Consider the following 14,098-nt stretch of genomic DNA (forward strand, 5'->3'; position numbering starts at 1 on the left):
ATCACTCAGCGGCAGGCGGCCACGTCCTGCATCACCAGAAAGGTGATGCTGGCGGGCGGCAGGCGAATCCGGCCAGCGAATGCAGTTCGCGGCACAAGGCGGGGCAGATCGTCGCCGCCGGTCAGGGCGAGCGTCGGACCGTTCAATTGCACGCGCGCACTCTGGAGGCGGCGCGCCCGAAGCGTGTAGCGCTCGGCCTGCGCCGCCAATGTTACGACGTGCGATCGATGTTGCGAAATGTTGATGAGGAGCACGGACGCCGCGCCTTTGGTCGTGGGATGACAATGCGGATAGGCGTGAATGACCCGCGTCGAGGCCATGCCCGCGTCGAGCACGGTCGTTCCCATCAGGCGATGCCAGAGCAGCGCGGCCCAGTAGTTCGGCCGCGGCCGGAACGTCTTCTCGTCGAGCAGGCCGTAGTCGCTCGCCGCGAGCGTGTTGTGCATCACCACCTGCACGCCGGCCTTGGCCAGGCGGCCGAGCTGGTCGAGATAGCGAAAGCTGTCGAGAAAGGTCGCGTCCCAGGGATTGCCGCCGCATGCTGCATCCGCGGTCTCCGTCAGCCAGATCGGTTTGCCCGGCTCGAATTCGTCGCGCAAGCCGCGATAGACGGCGAGCGCGGTGTCGGTCCGCGACAACCAGTCCTCGGACAGCGCCCGTGCCGGATCGTCGTGCACGCCGCAGCGGGGCGAGAGCGTATTGTAGTGGTGATAGGAGACGCGATCGAGTCCCGGGCCTGCTGCGGCGAGCAGATCGCGCGAGTTGATGCCGGTGGCCGCGGATGAGGTGGAGTCGCCGACCGAGCCAGGTCCTGCGATCAACGTCTCCGGCGACGTGCGCTTCATCCACGTCTGAAAGATCTTGAAGTCGCGGCCGTATGCATTCGCGTCATATCCCGCCGGCGGGCCATTGCTCGCCGCGAGCGTCGGCTCGTTCATGAATTCGGCGGCAGCGATGCGTCCGTCCAGCGATCGCGTAAAGTCGACGAGGCGCTGGGCCTGGTCCGGCGTCCAGGCGCCGTCAGCGTCGCGGCTGCCCGGACTGACGGCGAAAGACGTCACAATCTCCGCATCGGCGGCGCGCGCGAAGTCAGCGACGCCGCGCCATTGCGTGCGGCTGAGCACGGTGTCGAAGCCGGCAGGCGGTGCGGCCGGCGGATTGTCGGTGTCGGCGAAAAAGGTCGCATTGGCCCAGGTGCCGCTCACGCGCAAATAGGCCGGCCCGAGTGCCGCGGCCAGCTTGCGCAGCCGCGCGTTGGCGAGATCGATCGGCGGGCGATAAGCGTAGCGATCGCCACGACCGCCTCCTTGCGCGTAGGGTTTCCAGAACCGTCCTCCGGTGACCTCCACCATCTCGATGTTGTACGACTGGAAGCGCGGATCGATCGTGCCGATCGCTCTCATCGCTTTGGGATCGACGATCGCCGCGCCCTTGCTGGCTCCCGGTGATAGCGCGATGACGAACAGTGCCATTCCGGCGGCGCGAATCGCGCGCGCAGCTACGTCCAGACTGCTCCAATCGGTCTCCTGCATGGCGGTTGTCTCGTCACATGACTGATCCTAGCCCGTCGTTCGCATGATGCACTGCGATATCGAGGCCAAAGGCGTTGCCTGGAGATGTCCGATCCACTATCGGTCGGTCCGACGCAAATGGCCGTCCCCTGGAGCATAAGACATGAAAAAACCCTCCTCGCCCACGCGACGCGATCTGCTCGCAAGCGCCGCCGTGGTGACCGCAGCCACCATCGCCGATAGCTCTCCTGCGGCAGCGCAGGCCGGGCCCAAGCCGATGTTCGCGGTGCCGATGGTGACGATCCCGATCGTTGGCGAGACCCAGGTGTTCCAGGTCCGCCGCATCTACTGTATCGGCCGCAACTATGCCGCGCACGCGATTGAGCGCGGCTCGGATCCGAACCGCGAGCCGCCGTTCTTCTTCCAGAAGCCGACGGATGCGATCCAGAACGTCGCGATCGGCGAGGTCGCCGATCATCCCTATCCGTCGCTGACCAAGAATTATCATCACGAGGTCGAGCTGGTCGCGGCGCTGAAATCCGGCGGCACCAACATCCCCGCCGAAAAGGCGCTCGACCATGTCTATGGTTACGCGCTCGGCCTCGACATGACCCGGCGCGATCTCCAGAACGGCATGGCCGCCGAGAAGAAGCCGTGGGAGGTCGGCAAAAGCTTCGACCACGCCGCGGTGATCGGCCCGATCCACCCCGCCAGCAAGACCGGTCATTTCGAGAAGGGCGCGATCTCGCTCGCGATCAACGGCGCGGTGAAGCAGAGCTCGGATCTCAGCAAGATGATCTGGAGCGTCGCCGAGCAGATCGCAAAACTGTCGGAAGCCTTCGAGCTCAAGGCCGGCGACATCATCTATTCCGGCACGCCCGAGAATGTCGGCCCGGTGGTGAAGGGCGACGTGCTCTTGTGCAAGCTCGAGGGCCTGCCGGACATGTCGATCAAGATCGTCTAGAGCGGAATGGCGTTAGGTTGAATCGAGTGCCGCAGGCTCGGTTCACCTCGCCCGCTTGCGGGAGAGGTCGGCGCGAAGCGCCGGGTGAGGGCTTTCTCCTCTAGGGGAGTGTCCCATTGCGGATGCACCCTCACCCCAACCCTCTCCCGCAAGCGGGAGAGGGAGCGCACCTCCGCCGTTGCAGCGGTCAAGCCTCATCTCATCATGCTTTAGCTCGCGCTGGTCGGCTTCCGCTGGAACCGCGATCGGCAGCGGAGGCCCTTGAAATGCCGGAGTTCCATCCGCGATTGCCCCGTATTGGGCCACGGACAAACCCGCTGCGGCCATATTTGCATAAGAGTGATCTCCCGTGAGGGAGGCGCTCTGATGAACAAGGCTTTGATCACTGCCATCGTGCTGCTGGCCGGAGTGCCGGCAAGCGCCGTTGCGCAAGAGCGCGCAAGCTCTGCGGCGATAGGCGCCGTGTCCGGCGCCGTCGTGCTCGGCCCGGTCGGTGCCGTCGCGGGCGCGGTGATCGGCTATACCGCCGGACCTTCGATCGCGAGGTCCTGGGGTGTGAGAGGTTCGCGGTCGGCAAGACATCGGCAGCCCTCACGACGCGAGGCGACCCCGGTGGCTGCGACCACCGCTCCACCGCGCACGCGCCAGGCGATGGAGGCGAGCGGTCAGATGAGAGCTGCGAGCAATCCGCCGGTCCAGGCCGCCCCCGCGGTGCAACCGGCTCAAGCCGCGCCTGCGGCGCCGGCCGAGACAACGACGCCGCCCGTTCAGGGATTCGATTAAGGCTGGCGGCCTCACCTCTCCCCGCTTGCGGGGACAGGTCGAATTCGATCGCAGATCGAATTCGGGTGAGGGGGTACAGGTCTCTCGACGATCTTCCGTGCGGAGAGAAGCCCCTCACCCCAGCCCTCTCCCCGTAAGAACGGGGCGAGGGGGCGCACCGTTGATGCGGTCGCAGTTTGATTCAACTCAAAAAAATCTAGGCCGCAGTGGTCTTCGGCCGCAGCCGGTCGACCGTCCGCGCGATCAGTGAGGCCACCTCCGGCACCTTCGGCCCAATCCGAAACTCCGGCCCCGCGACGACGACTGAAAGCCTGCGATCGCCGATCGGCAGCGGGATTGCCGCGCCGGCAAGGTCGCGGCTGTAGTCCGCAAAGCTCTGGCAATAGCCGCGCGAGATCGAGTTGCGCAGCTCGGTCTCGACGGCCTCGATGCTGATCGGCGTCGAGGGGCCGTATTGCTTGAACTCGATCTTGCGATAGACGCTATCGCGCTCCTCCTGCGAATATTGCAGCAGCAGCGCGCGGCCGCTCGCGGTGGCGTGGATCGGCACGCGGTGGCCGATGGTGGCGAAATAGCGGATCGCGGCTTGGGATTCGACGACGTCGATGAACACCGCCATCACGCCGGCCGGCGCCACGATCGAGGCGGTTTCGCCGGTCTCGGCCGAGAGATCGGCGATCAGCTGATGCGTCCACGGCGGCAGCGGTTCGACCTCGGAGATCATCCGCGCCATCGCGAGCCACCGCGGCGTCGGATAGAAGCCGGCGCGCGGCCGCGGCTCATAGAGATAGCCCTTCTCCGACAGCGTCGCGAGCAGGTTGAAGGTCGACGAGCGCGGCCAGCCGAAATGATCGGCAATCTCGGCAAGCGTCGCCGGCTTCCTCGTTTGCGCGAAGAATTCCATGATCTCCAGGACGTTGGCGGCTTGGCGAACGATCATGGCGAGGTTTGCGTCCTAGGGTTGGCCGAGGATCTTCTTCGCGGCGCGAAGATGCGGTTTGTCGATCATCTGGCCGTCGAGCCGCAGCGTGCCGGAGTTCGGATTGCTCGCGAACGCCGCGATCACCTTCTCCGCCCAGGCGCGCTCGGCGTCCGTCGGCTCGAACGCCGCGTTGACGACATCGACGTGTTTGGGATGGATCAGCGCCTTCGCCGAAAAGCCGTCGCGGCGCGCCGCGCGCGTCTCCTGCTCGAGGCCCGCCAGATTGTCGATGTCGGTGTAGACGGTGTCGATCGGCGCGACCTCGGCCGCGGCCGCCGCCATCAGGCAGAGGTCGCGTGCGAGACGATAGGGGCTGTGGAACACGCCACCGCTCGCTTTCTCAGTGGCGCCCAGCGAAGCCGAGAGATCCTCCGCGCCCCACATCAAGCCGGCGAGGCGAGGGGAGCAGCCCTTGTAGCTGCCGAGGCCGAAGACGGAACTTGCTGTCTCCGTGGCGACGCAAACGATACGGGTTGCACCGACACCGATGCCGGATGCCGCTTCCAGGGCTTCGAGCCAGGTCGCGACCTGCCGCACGTCGTCGCTGCCCTGCGATTTCGGCAGCACGATGCCGTCGGGCCTGCCCGGCATCACCGCGGCAAGATCCGTGAGCGTAATGCCGGTGTCGAGCGCATTGACGCGGACATAGAGCTGATGCGGGCCGGGACGGCCCTTCAGCATCGCCAGCGTGAGGGTGCGCGCCTCCGGCTTCTTCTCGGTGACGACGGAATCCTCGAGATCGATGATCAGCGCGTCGGCCTTGCCTTCGCTCGCCTTCTCGAATTTGCGCGGGGAATCGCCCGGCACGAACAGCATCGAACGCATCAGACCGGCCTCTTGTGCATCAGCGCCATGCGACGGCATTTGCCGACGATCTCGTCGTTCTGGTTCAAGGCGTGGTGCTCGAATTCGACGATGCCGGCCTTGGGCCGCGATTTGGATTCCCGCACCGAGAGCACCTTTGTCGTCGCCCGCAACGTGTCGCCATGGAAGACCGGTTTCGGAAAGGTGACGTCGGTCATGCCGAGATTGGCGACGGTGGTGCCCAAGGTCGTATCATAGACCGTCATGCCGATCATGATGCCGAGGGTGTAAAGGCTGTTGAAAATGCGCTGGCCGAATTCGGTCTTTTCGGCGAAATGCGCGTCGATGTGCAGCGGCTGCGGGTTGAGCGTCAGCAGGCTGAACATGGTGTTGTCCATCTCCGTGACGGTCCGGGTCAGCGGATGCCTGAACTCCTGGCCTACGGAAAAGTCTTCGAAATAAAGTCCGGCCATCGCGGTCTCCTCCCTGCATCTTGCGATTTGGCCCGCGCTGTCGTTAGGGCGGCGCGGCCAGATGAACTGCTTTTTGCTCTGCCAGCTGCTCGATCTCCTCGGCCGAGAAGCCGGCCTCGCGCAAAATGTCGCGGCCGTGCTGGCCCAGCGTCGGTGCGGGACCGGCCGGCTCGGGCTGGGTCACGCTCCAGGTGGAGGGCACGCGCATCTGGCGGATGCGTCCCTCAACGGGGTGATCCACCGTCCTGAAGAAGTCGATAGCTTTGAGATGTGGATCGTCCAGAACAGTCTCCAGCGTGTGCATCGGCATCACCGGAATGTCGGCGCGTTCCAAGAGTTCGCGCCATTCCGCGGTGGTACGCGTGAGGAAGACGTGGCCGATCTCCTCGTAGATCTCGTCGATGTGTTTTGTCCGCGCGGCGTGGTTGGCAAAGCGCGGCTGATCCAGGAAATGCGGCTCTCCGATCGCCTCGAAGAAGCTGCGCCAGTGCTTGTCGTTGTAGATGAGGACGCAGAGATAGCCGTCGCTGGTCTTGTAGGGCCGGCGATAGCGCGAGAGCAGGCGGGCGTAGCCGCCATGATCGAGCGGGGGATCGTAGGTGAGACCACCGAGGTGATCGACCAGCACGAACTCCGCCATGGATTCGAACATCGGCACGTCGATGCGCTGGCCGATGCCCGTGCGCTGCTGATGCATCAGCCCGCCCATGATCGCATTCACCATCATCAGGCCGACGATGCGGTCGGCGATGGTGACGGGCACGTAGCGCGGCGTGCCGTCGCCGGCGGCAGCTAGCAGCGTCGGGATGGTGGCGGCGCCCTGGATCAGATCATCATAGGCAGGCTTGGCGGCATAGGGACCGGACTGGCCGTAGCCGAATGCGCCGACATAGACGAGGGCGGGATTGATCGCGGCCAGCGTCTCGTAGTCGAGGCCGAGCCGCGCCATCGCTTGCGGGCGAACATTGTAGACCAGCGCGTTGGTGCTCTTGGCCAGTCGCAGCAGCGTGTTCCGGCCTTCCGCCTTCTTGAGGTCGAGCACGATGCTGCGCTTGCCGCGATTGGCGTTGTGGAACATCCCGCCCATGCCGGGCACGCGACCAGGACCGATCTGGCGAACGATGTCACCCTCGGGGCTTTCGACCTTGATGACGTCGGCCCCCATGTCCGCCAGCACCTGGGTGCCGTAAGGGCCCATCAGCACCGAGGTCAGATCGAGAATGGTGAAGCCGGCGAGCGGTCCCATGGGTCCCCGTTAGATAAATTCACATATGTGGAATTAGAGTTCACGAAGCGTCGGTGTCAATTCGACGGCTCCGCCCCCGGACGCATGGCTCCATGCACAGTTCATATACTTGACATATAAATTCACGTATATGTACATTTTCTTCAAGCAAGAAATGGGGTGAGGACCGGACTGTGCTGCAGCGTTTCGCTGTCGCCTTCCGCATGGGCGCTTCAGGGAGAAAAAGATGAAGACGAAACTGGTCTGGACCGCCGCTGCGTTCGCACTCTCGCTGCCGGTCTCGACATTTCAGGCGCAGGCGCTGGAGCTGAAGGTCGCCGACTCTTTCCCCGCCGGTCATTATCTCGTCCGCCTGCTGCTCAAGCCCTGGATGGACGATGTCACCAAGCGCACCAACGGCGCGGTGACCTTCACCTATTATCCGAACCAGCAGATCGGCAAGGCGGCCGACATGCTGCGTCTGACACAGTCGGGCGTGGTGGACATCGGCTACATCGGGCCGTCCTATGTTTCCGACAAGATGCCGCTGTCGGAAGTCGCGCAATTGCCGGGCGCGTTCGCGACCAGCTGCCAGGGCACGCTCGCTTACTGGAAGACCGCGCGCGAAGGCATTTTGGCCAAGCAGGAATATGCCCCGAACAAGATCAAGCTGCTGATGGCCGTGGTGCTGCCGCCCTATCAGGTGTGGACCGTCAAGTCGAAGGTGGAAACCACCAAGGACATGCAGGGCCTGAAGCTGCGCACCACTGGCGGCGCACAGGACCTCACGCTGCGTGCGCTCAACGCCGTGCCGGTGCGCATGGCCGCGCCCGATGCCTACGAGTCGCTGTCGCGCGGCACCATGGACGGCCTGTTGTTCCCGCTCGACAGCGTCGTGTCCTACGGCCTCGACAAGCTGGTCAAGCACGCCACTGAAGGCGTCAGCTTCGGCAGCTTCATCGTCGCCTATTCCATCAACCAGTCGGTCTGGGACAAGCTGCCCGACGACGTGAAGAAGGCGATGAACGAGGCCTCGGAGGCGATCACGCCGAAGGCCTGCGCCGACGTCGACAAGGAAGGCGAAGTCACCAAGAAGCACATGCAGGACGAAGGCGTCAGCTTCGATCCGCTGCCGGAGGCGACGCGCGCCGAGATCAAGGACAGGCTCAAGGATGTCGGCAAGCAGTGGGCGAGCGGGCTCGACAGCCGCGGCAAGCAGGCCTCTGCCGCGTTGAAGGAGTTCGACGACTTGCTCGCCGCCGGCCACAAGTAATCCCAAAACGAAGAGGGAGGCGCGAAGTGATCGAACGGGCAGGGCAAGTGCTCGGTGCGCTGGAGCGCGCGCTGACGGTGATCGCGGTGGTGTTCCTGTTCGTGATCATGCTGCTGGTGGTGACCGACGTGTTCATGCGTTACGTGCTGAACAGTCCGTTCGCCTTTACCTACGATCTGATCGGGCTCTATCTGCTCGCCGGCGTGTTCTTCTTCACGCTCTCGGACGGCCTGCGCGAACATGCGCATGTCGGCGTGGACATCCTGCTGTCGCGGTTCTCGCCGACGGGACGGCGGCTGTCCGAGATCGTCACCGCGCTCGCCGGGCTGTTCGTGTTCGTCCTGATCTGCAAGGTCGGGTTCGAACGCGCGCTGGAGAATTACGAGCAGCACGATGTGCTCTCAGGCGCGATCCCCTGGCCGACCTGGATCTCGGCGGCGCTGGTGCCGTTCGGCTGCGGTGTGCTGGTGCTTCGGCTGGCGCTTCAGCTCGTCGGCAATGTGCTGAGCCTCGTCAGCGGTCGCGACCTCTATCCGCTGCCGCCGGTGACCGGCGTCGGTGAAGCACGTAGCTTCGAGTAACGGCAGGCCGCCATGACACCTTTCATCGTTCTCGCCCTGTTGTTCGGCCTGCTCGCGCTCGGCACGCCCGTCGGCTTCGCCATGGCCTTTTCCGGCTCGGTCGGCCTCGTCGTGGTCGGCGACTGGTCCACGCTGTTCGGCATTCTGCAAACCGCGCCGCTCTCGACCGTCTCGTCCTATGAGCTGATCACCATCCCGATGTTCCTCCTGATGGCGGACCTCGTGCTGTTGTCGGGCGTCGCGGATGATCTGTTCAAGACGGCGTCGGCCTGGGTCGGCCGCATCCCCGGCGGCCTCGGCATGGCGACCGCGCTCGCCGGCGCCGGTTTCGGCGCGATCTGCGGCACCTCGACGGCCTCCGCCGCGACGCTGTCCTCGACCAGCCTGCCGGCGATGATCCGCCAGGGCTATGAGCCGAAGATGGCCGCGGGCGTGGTCGCGATCTCGGGCACCCTGTCGATGCTGCTGCCGACCAGCGTTGCGCTCGTCATCTTCGGACTGCTGGCCGAGGTGAACATCGGCAAGCTGCTGATCAGCGGCATCATCCCGGCGATCCTCGTCACCATCACCATCATGGCCACGATCTATTTCCTGGTCTGGCAGGATCCCGCGCGTGCCCCGGCTGCGAAATCGGTGCCATGGCGCGAAAAATTTGCGCTGCTATGGCAGGTCTCGCCGATGGTGGTGCTGTTCTCGATCGTGACGGGCACGATCTATCTCGGCGTCGCGACGCCGACGGAGGCCTCGGCCTTCGGCGCGTTCGGTGCCTTCCTGCTCGCGATCGTCAAGGCAAGATCACGCCGACCTCGCTCTACAGGACGCTGCTGCGCGCCTGCCACGGCACCTGCATGATCATCATGATCCTGGTCGGCGCCTCGATCTTCGGCTATTTTTTCACGCTCACCCATGTCACGCAGGACCTCGTCGCCTGGATCGGTAGCTTGCCGACCTCGCGCTGGGTGATCATCACGCTGATCCTGTGCGGCTACATCGTGCTCGGCTCGTTCATGGACCAGATCGCGATCCTGGTGCTGACCGTACCGATCGTGCTGCCGCTGATCAAGACGCTCGGCTTCGACCCGATCTGGTTCGGCGTCATCAAGATCGTCACCGCCGAGGTCGGCATGATCACGCCGCCGGTCGGATTGAACTGCTTCATCGTCGCCCGCTATGCCAAGCGGCCGGTCGCGGAGGTGTTCCACGGCACCTTTCCGCACTTCATCGCGCACCTGATCGCGATTGCGATCCTGGTGGCGTTTCCGTCTATCATCCTCTGGCTGCCCTCGCAGATGGGGCGCTAAGCTTAACGAGCCTCCACAAGGAGACCATCATGGATTTCGCGCTCACCGATCAGCAGGAAGCCATTCGCGATGCCATCGCAAAAATCTGCGAAGGCTTTCCCGACGCCTATTGGCTGAAGAAGGACCACGATGGCGGCTTCCCGCACGATTTTCATAAAGCACTCGCCGATGCCGGCTGGCTCGGCATCTGCGTGCCGGAGCAATATGGCGGCTCCGGGCTCGGCATCACCGACGCTGCGATCATGATGCGCACCATCGCGGAATCCGGCGCCGGCATGTCCGGCGCCTCCGCGGTGCACATCAACGTGTTCGGGCTCAATCCCGTCGTCGTGTTCGGCACCGAGGAGCAGCGCAAGCGCATGCTGCCACCGATGGTCGAGGGCCGCGAGAAGGCCTGCTTCGCCGTCACCGAGCCCAACACCGGCCTCAACACCACCCAGCTCAAGACCCGCGCGGTCGCCAAGAACGACCGCTACATCGTCAACGGCCAGAAGGTGTGGATCTCGACCGCGCAGGTCGCGCACAAGATCCTGCTGCTGGCGCGCACCACGCCGCTGGAGGAGGTGCGTTCGCCGACCCACGGGCTCAGCCTGTTCTATACGGACTTCGACCGCAACAGGATCAAGGTCCACGAGATCGAGAAGATGGGCCGCAAGATCGTCGATTCCAACGAGCTGTTCTTCGAGGACTTTGAAATTCCGATGGAGGACCGCATCGGCGAAGAGGGTAAGGGTTTTGAGTACATCCTCGAAGGCATGAACCCCGAGCGCATCCTGATCGCGGCCGAGGCCGTTGGGCTGGGTAAGCTGGCGCTCTCGCGCGCGACCGAATATGCCAAGACCCGTGTCGTGTTCAATCGTCCGATCGGAAAAAATCAAGGCATCCAGCATCCGCTCGCGGTGAACTGGGTCGAGCTCGAGGCCGCCTGGCTGATGGTGATGCAGGCGGCCTGGCAATACGACAAGGGCTTGCCCTGCGGAGCCGGCGCGAACGCCGCGAAATATTTCGCAGGCGAAGCCGGGTACCATGCCTGCGAGCAGGCGGTGATGACCCATGGCGGCTTCGGCTACGCCAAGGAATTCCACGTCGAGCGCTATTTGCGCGAAGTGCTGATCCCGCGTATCGCGCCGGTCAGCCCGCAGCTCGCGCTCAGTTTCATTGCGGAAAAGGTGCTGGGCCTCGCGAAGTCGTACTAGGCTCCGCGCGAATGGCTCGGCAGGAAGCCGTGAATGTCGAGTTTTCCGGCTTGATCCGGGAGAACGATCTCGTCGTGTGCGGGCAGGCGACGGCCGAGCCCGTCACCCTCACCGAAGCGCTGGTTGCGCAGGCCGGGCATCTGCCCGCCTTCCGCATCATGGTCGGGCCGATCTTCTCGGACACATTCTCCGCGTCCTGCGCGCCGAACGTCTCGTTCCAGAGCTATGGCGTGATCGGCAATGCGCGGCGACTCGCGAAGGCCGGGCGGCTCGACGTGATTCCGAGCAATTACAGCGCCTTCTGCGCCGACTTCGCCGCGCGCCGCCATCAAGCCGATGTCGTTCTGGTGCAACTTGCGGAGTCCGGGGGACGGCTCAGCGCCAGCCTCTCCAACGACTACGTCATCGATGCCGCGCGCGGCGCGCGCTGCGTCATTGCCGAGATCAATCCGGATGCGCCCTTCACGTTCGGCGCGGAATGGCCGCAGGACGTGCCGATCCATGTGCGTGCGCCCGCTCGCCGTCCGCCGGTGGAATTGGCCTCACCGCCGCTTGATGACGTCTCGCGCCGCATCGCAGCGCATGCGGCGGGCCTGATTGCCGACGGCAGCACGCTCCAGTTCGGCGTCGGCCGGATTCCGGATGCGATCCTGTCCTCGCTGACCCATGCGCGCCATCTCGGCATCCATTCCGGGCTGATCAACGACGCTGTTGTCGACCTCATCGCGTGTGGCGCGGTAACGAATGCGGAGAAGGGGATCGATGCCGGGATCACGGTCACCAACCAGGTGATCGGCACGCAGCGGCTCTATCGCTTCGTTCACGAAAACAAGATGGTTTCGGTGCGGCCGACATCCTATACGCACGGCCAGAACGTGCTGGCGCGGATCAACCGGCTGGTCGCAATCAACTCGGCGCTCCAGGTCGGGCTCGACGGCAGCGTCAATTCCGAGACGCTCAATGGCATTGCGATCGGCGCGATCGGCGGGCAGCTCGATTTCGTGCGCGGGGCCAATGCGTCTGGTGGTGGCAGGGCGATCATTGCGCTGCCGGCGACAGCGTCGGACGGGAGCAGCCGCATCGTTGCCAATGTCGAGACGGTGACGACCCCCCGCGCCGATGTCGACGCCATCGTCACCGAATGGGGCATCGCGGAGCTGCGCGGCTGCGGCCTTGCCGAGCGCGCGCGCCGCATGATCGCGGTCGCTGCGCCCGAGCACCGCGAGGCGCTGTCGGCACTGCTTCGCGCCGCGCGCTAAAGCATGATCCGGAAAAGTACTAAGCGGTTTTCCGGAAAGGTCATGCGTAAACAACAACCTAAAGCGCGATGACGATTCATCCAAAATCTCATCGCGCCTTAGGCGCCTCAGTTGATCATCGCGAGCGTCCAAGACGAGATCGTCGAGGAGGTGGTCGGCCTATTCGGTCGCGATCCGTTCCATCGCCATGGCACGAAGCCGGGCGCGCTGGATCTTCACGCCATTGGCGCTGTCCGTGACCGGGAAGGCGTCGACGAGATAGATCCGCGCCGGCACCTTGTAGCCGGCGAGCCGTTCGCGCAAGCGCGCGGTCAAGGCCTCCTGCTGCGGCGGTTCCGCAGCCGCAATCACGAAGGCGACGCAGCGCGCCTGGCCTTTCAGATCAACCGCGACGACCTGGGCATCCGCCACGCCCGGGCAGGATTTGAGCTCGTCCTCGATCTCGCCGGGGGCGACGAGAAAGCCGCCGAGCCGCATCGCGTCGCCCGCGCGGGTCTCGTAGACGAAGGCGCCGTCACCGCGCAGCCGGCCGATATCGCCGGTGCGGAAGAAGCCGTCGGTGGTGATCGCATCGCCCGTGGCCTCGGGATTGTTGAAATAGCCGAGGAAGCGCGAGGGCGCGCTGATCTCGATCTCGCCGGAGACGCCGTGGGCGGCAAGCTCGCCGGTCTCGGTGTCACGCACGCGCACTTTTGCGTCAGGCGACATCGGCCAGCCGCCGCCTTCGATGCGGTTTGCGAAGGTGTCGCCGCCGCGGGCAATCGAGAACAGCGCCTGCACCTCGCTCGAGCCGTAGAGCCCGAATAGCCTCATGCCGCGCGCTTCGGCTTCTGCGGCGAGCTCGCGCCAGCCGGGCTGGAATGCGGCAAAGCCGCAGATTTCGAGATGCGGGAACGGCCGTGGCGCATCGGTGAGGGCGAGGATGCGGCGGAACATCTCATCCGAGCCGAAGGAGTGCGTGATCCTGTGCTCACTGAGAATTTTCAGCGCCGGTGCCGCTTCGAAAGCATCGAGCACATGGATGGTCGCGCCCGCCGCGATGAAACCGAGCAGGCTCGTCATGCCAAAGGTGCCGCAGAACGGCAGCATGGCCAGCAGCGAATTGCGCTGCGGATCGAGCTGGAGCGCATTGGCAATGGAGACGGCGTGGCTCGCCAGCGTCCGCTGCGAATGCGCAACGAGCTTTGGTCCCTTGGTCGTGCCTGATGTCGTGTAGAGCAGGACCGGAAGGTCGACGTCGTCTTGAGCCAGCGGGGCAGGCGGATGGACCGCGTCGAAGGCATCGAAACGCACGCAGGGCCACTGCGCCGGAATCCTGTCCGCACCGACCACGGCAAGCTGTTGCAGCGCGGGGACATCGTCCTTGGCAATGTCGGCGAGGATGGCGGCGAAATCGATCGAGCGGAACGCGGCCTCGACCACCATTAGCTTCGCGCCGGACACCTTGAGCAGATGCGCGACCTCCGCGCTGCGGTAGCGCGTATTGACGGCGGCGACGATGGCGCCGAGGCGGGCGGCGGCGAACAGCAGCGCGATCCATTCGACCCGGTTGACCAGCCAGACCGCAACGACATCGCCTTTGCCGATGCCTTGCGCGGCAAGCCAGGCAGCGGTCTGCTCGACCCTCGCCAAAAATTCCGCGCGCGAGACCGGTGTGCCGTCGAACACGAAGGCGGGCTCGGCAGCCTCAGGGCGGATCAGCGATTGCAGCGAAAAATCGTTGGCGCTCATGGCAACCGGAGTAAC

Annotated in this window: 12 protein-coding genes and 1 pseudogene; 7 read left to right on the forward strand and 6 right to left on the reverse strand. The window is 64.7% G+C overall.

Features of this window, described 5'->3' with window-relative positions:
- Positions 1-5: 5 nt before the first annotated feature.
- A complete protein-coding gene (locus tag QA642_RS10080; RefSeq protein ID WP_283084520.1) occupies positions 6-1,532 on the reverse strand; it encodes a hypothetical protein in 1,527 nt (508 codons plus the stop codon).
- Positions 1,533-1,674: 142 nt separating this feature from the next.
- Here QA642_RS10080 and QA642_RS10085 point away from each other — a divergent pair, with 142 nt between their 5' ends.
- Both QA642_RS10085 and QA642_RS10090 read left to right on the forward strand, forming a co-directional pair.
- The gene (locus QA642_RS10085) at positions 1,675-2,475 is read left to right on the forward strand and encodes a fumarylacetoacetate hydrolase family protein (protein WP_283084521.1); all 801 of its coding nucleotides are present in this window, start codon (positions 1,675-1,677) and stop codon (positions 2,473-2,475) included.
- Between the two features lie 366 nt (positions 2,476-2,841).
- Entirely contained in the window at positions 2,842-3,258 is a 417-nt protein-coding gene (locus QA642_RS10090) for a hypothetical protein (RefSeq protein WP_283084522.1), read from the forward strand.
- A gap of 196 nt (positions 3,259-3,454) precedes the next feature.
- On the opposite strand, the gene QA642_RS10095 is transcribed toward QA642_RS10090, so the two are convergent.
- The 4 genes from QA642_RS10095 to QA642_RS10110 are packed head-to-tail and all read right to left on the reverse strand — an operon-like array spanning position 3,455 to position 6,763.
- Positions 3,455-4,198, reverse strand: a complete 744-nt coding sequence (locus QA642_RS10095) for a helix-turn-helix domain-containing protein (RefSeq protein WP_283084523.1) — start codon at positions 4,196-4,198, stop codon at positions 3,455-3,457.
- Positions 4,199-4,213: 15 nt separating this feature from the next.
- A complete protein-coding gene (locus tag QA642_RS10100) occupies positions 4,214-5,065 on the reverse strand; it encodes a CoA ester lyase (RefSeq protein WP_283084524.1) in 852 nt (283 codons plus the stop codon).
- Positions 5,065-5,517, reverse strand: a complete 453-nt coding sequence (locus tag QA642_RS10105) for a MaoC family dehydratase (protein ID WP_283084525.1) — start codon at positions 5,515-5,517, stop codon at positions 5,065-5,067. Before QA642_RS10105 ends, QA642_RS10100 begins: the two co-directional genes overlap by 1 nt.
- Positions 5,518-5,560: 43 nt before the next feature.
- On the reverse strand, positions 5,561-6,763 hold the full coding sequence (locus QA642_RS10110; RefSeq protein ID WP_283084526.1) for a CoA transferase: 1,203 nt from the start codon (positions 6,761-6,763) through the stop codon (positions 5,561-5,563).
- 226 nt (positions 6,764-6,989) lie between these two features.
- Between QA642_RS10110 and dctP the strand changes: the two genes are divergently transcribed.
- From dctP to QA642_RS10135, 5 genes and pseudogenes are all read left to right on the forward strand, one after another.
- Complete coding sequence (gene dctP / locus QA642_RS10115) at positions 6,990-8,015, forward strand: TRAP transporter substrate-binding protein DctP (protein WP_283084527.1); 1,026 nt, start codon at positions 6,990-6,992, stop codon at positions 8,013-8,015.
- A gap of 26 nt (positions 8,016-8,041) precedes the next feature.
- On the forward strand, positions 8,042-8,596 hold the full coding sequence (locus QA642_RS10120) for a TRAP transporter small permease (protein WP_283084528.1): 555 nt from the start codon (positions 8,042-8,044) through the stop codon (positions 8,594-8,596).
- A gap of 12 nt (positions 8,597-8,608) precedes the next feature.
- Positions 8,609-9,897, forward strand: a pseudogene (locus QA642_RS10125) (TRAP transporter large permease).
- A 29-nt stretch (positions 9,898-9,926) separates the two neighbouring features.
- Positions 9,927-11,093, forward strand: coding sequence for an acyl-CoA dehydrogenase family protein (locus QA642_RS10130; RefSeq protein ID WP_283084529.1), 1,167 nt, complete (start codon positions 9,927-9,929; stop codon positions 11,091-11,093).
- Positions 11,094-11,104: 11 nt separating this feature from the next.
- Entirely contained in the window at positions 11,105-12,352 is a 1,248-nt protein-coding gene (locus tag QA642_RS10135; RefSeq protein ID WP_283084530.1) for an acetyl-CoA hydrolase/transferase C-terminal domain-containing protein, read from the forward strand.
- 159 nt (positions 12,353-12,511) lie between these two features.
- On the opposite strand, the gene QA642_RS10140 is transcribed toward QA642_RS10135, so the two are convergent.
- Positions 12,512-14,083: an AMP-binding protein gene (locus QA642_RS10140; protein ID WP_283084531.1), complete on the reverse strand. Its 1,572-nt coding sequence runs from the start codon at positions 14,081-14,083 to the stop codon at positions 12,512-12,514.
- Positions 14,084-14,098: the final 15 nt, after the last annotated feature.

The organism is Bradyrhizobium sp. CB2312 (assembly GCF_029714425.1).
Taxonomy (GTDB): domain Bacteria; phylum Pseudomonadota; class Alphaproteobacteria; order Rhizobiales; family Xanthobacteraceae; genus Bradyrhizobium.

Excerpts from the sequence above, each read along its gene's own strand:
- QA642_RS10080 (WP_283084520.1), bottom strand. The coding sequence starts at position 1,532 with ATGCAGGAGACCGATTGGAGCAGTCTGGACGTAGCTGCGCGCGCGATT.
- QA642_RS10085 (WP_283084521.1), top strand. The coding sequence starts at position 1,675 with ATGAAAAAACCCTCCTCGCCCACGCGACGCGATCTGCTCGCAAGCGCC.
- QA642_RS10090 (WP_283084522.1), top strand. The coding sequence starts at position 2,842 with ATGAACAAGGCTTTGATCACTGCCATCGTGCTGCTGGCCGGAGTGCCG.
- QA642_RS10095 (WP_283084523.1), bottom strand. The coding sequence starts at position 4,198 with ATGATCGTTCGCCAAGCCGCCAACGTCCTGGAGATCATGGAATTCTTC.
- QA642_RS10100 (WP_283084524.1), bottom strand. The coding sequence starts at position 5,065 with ATGCGTTCGATGCTGTTCGTGCCGGGCGATTCCCCGCGCAAATTCGAG.
- QA642_RS10105 (WP_283084525.1), bottom strand. The coding sequence starts at position 5,517 with ATGGCCGGACTTTATTTCGAAGACTTTTCCGTAGGCCAGGAGTTCAGG.
- QA642_RS10110 (WP_283084526.1), bottom strand. The coding sequence starts at position 6,763 with ATGGGACCGCTCGCCGGCTTCACCATTCTCGATCTGACCTCGGTGCTG.
- dctP (WP_283084527.1), top strand. The coding sequence starts at position 6,990 with ATGAAGACGAAACTGGTCTGGACCGCCGCTGCGTTCGCACTCTCGCTG.
- QA642_RS10130 (WP_283084529.1), top strand. The coding sequence starts at position 9,927 with ATGGATTTCGCGCTCACCGATCAGCAGGAAGCCATTCGCGATGCCATC.
- QA642_RS10135 (WP_283084530.1), top strand. The coding sequence starts at position 11,105 with ATGGCTCGGCAGGAAGCCGTGAATGTCGAGTTTTCCGGCTTGATCCGG.
- QA642_RS10140 (WP_283084531.1), bottom strand. The coding sequence starts at position 14,083 with ATGAGCGCCAACGATTTTTCGCTGCAATCGCTGATCCGCCCTGAGGCT.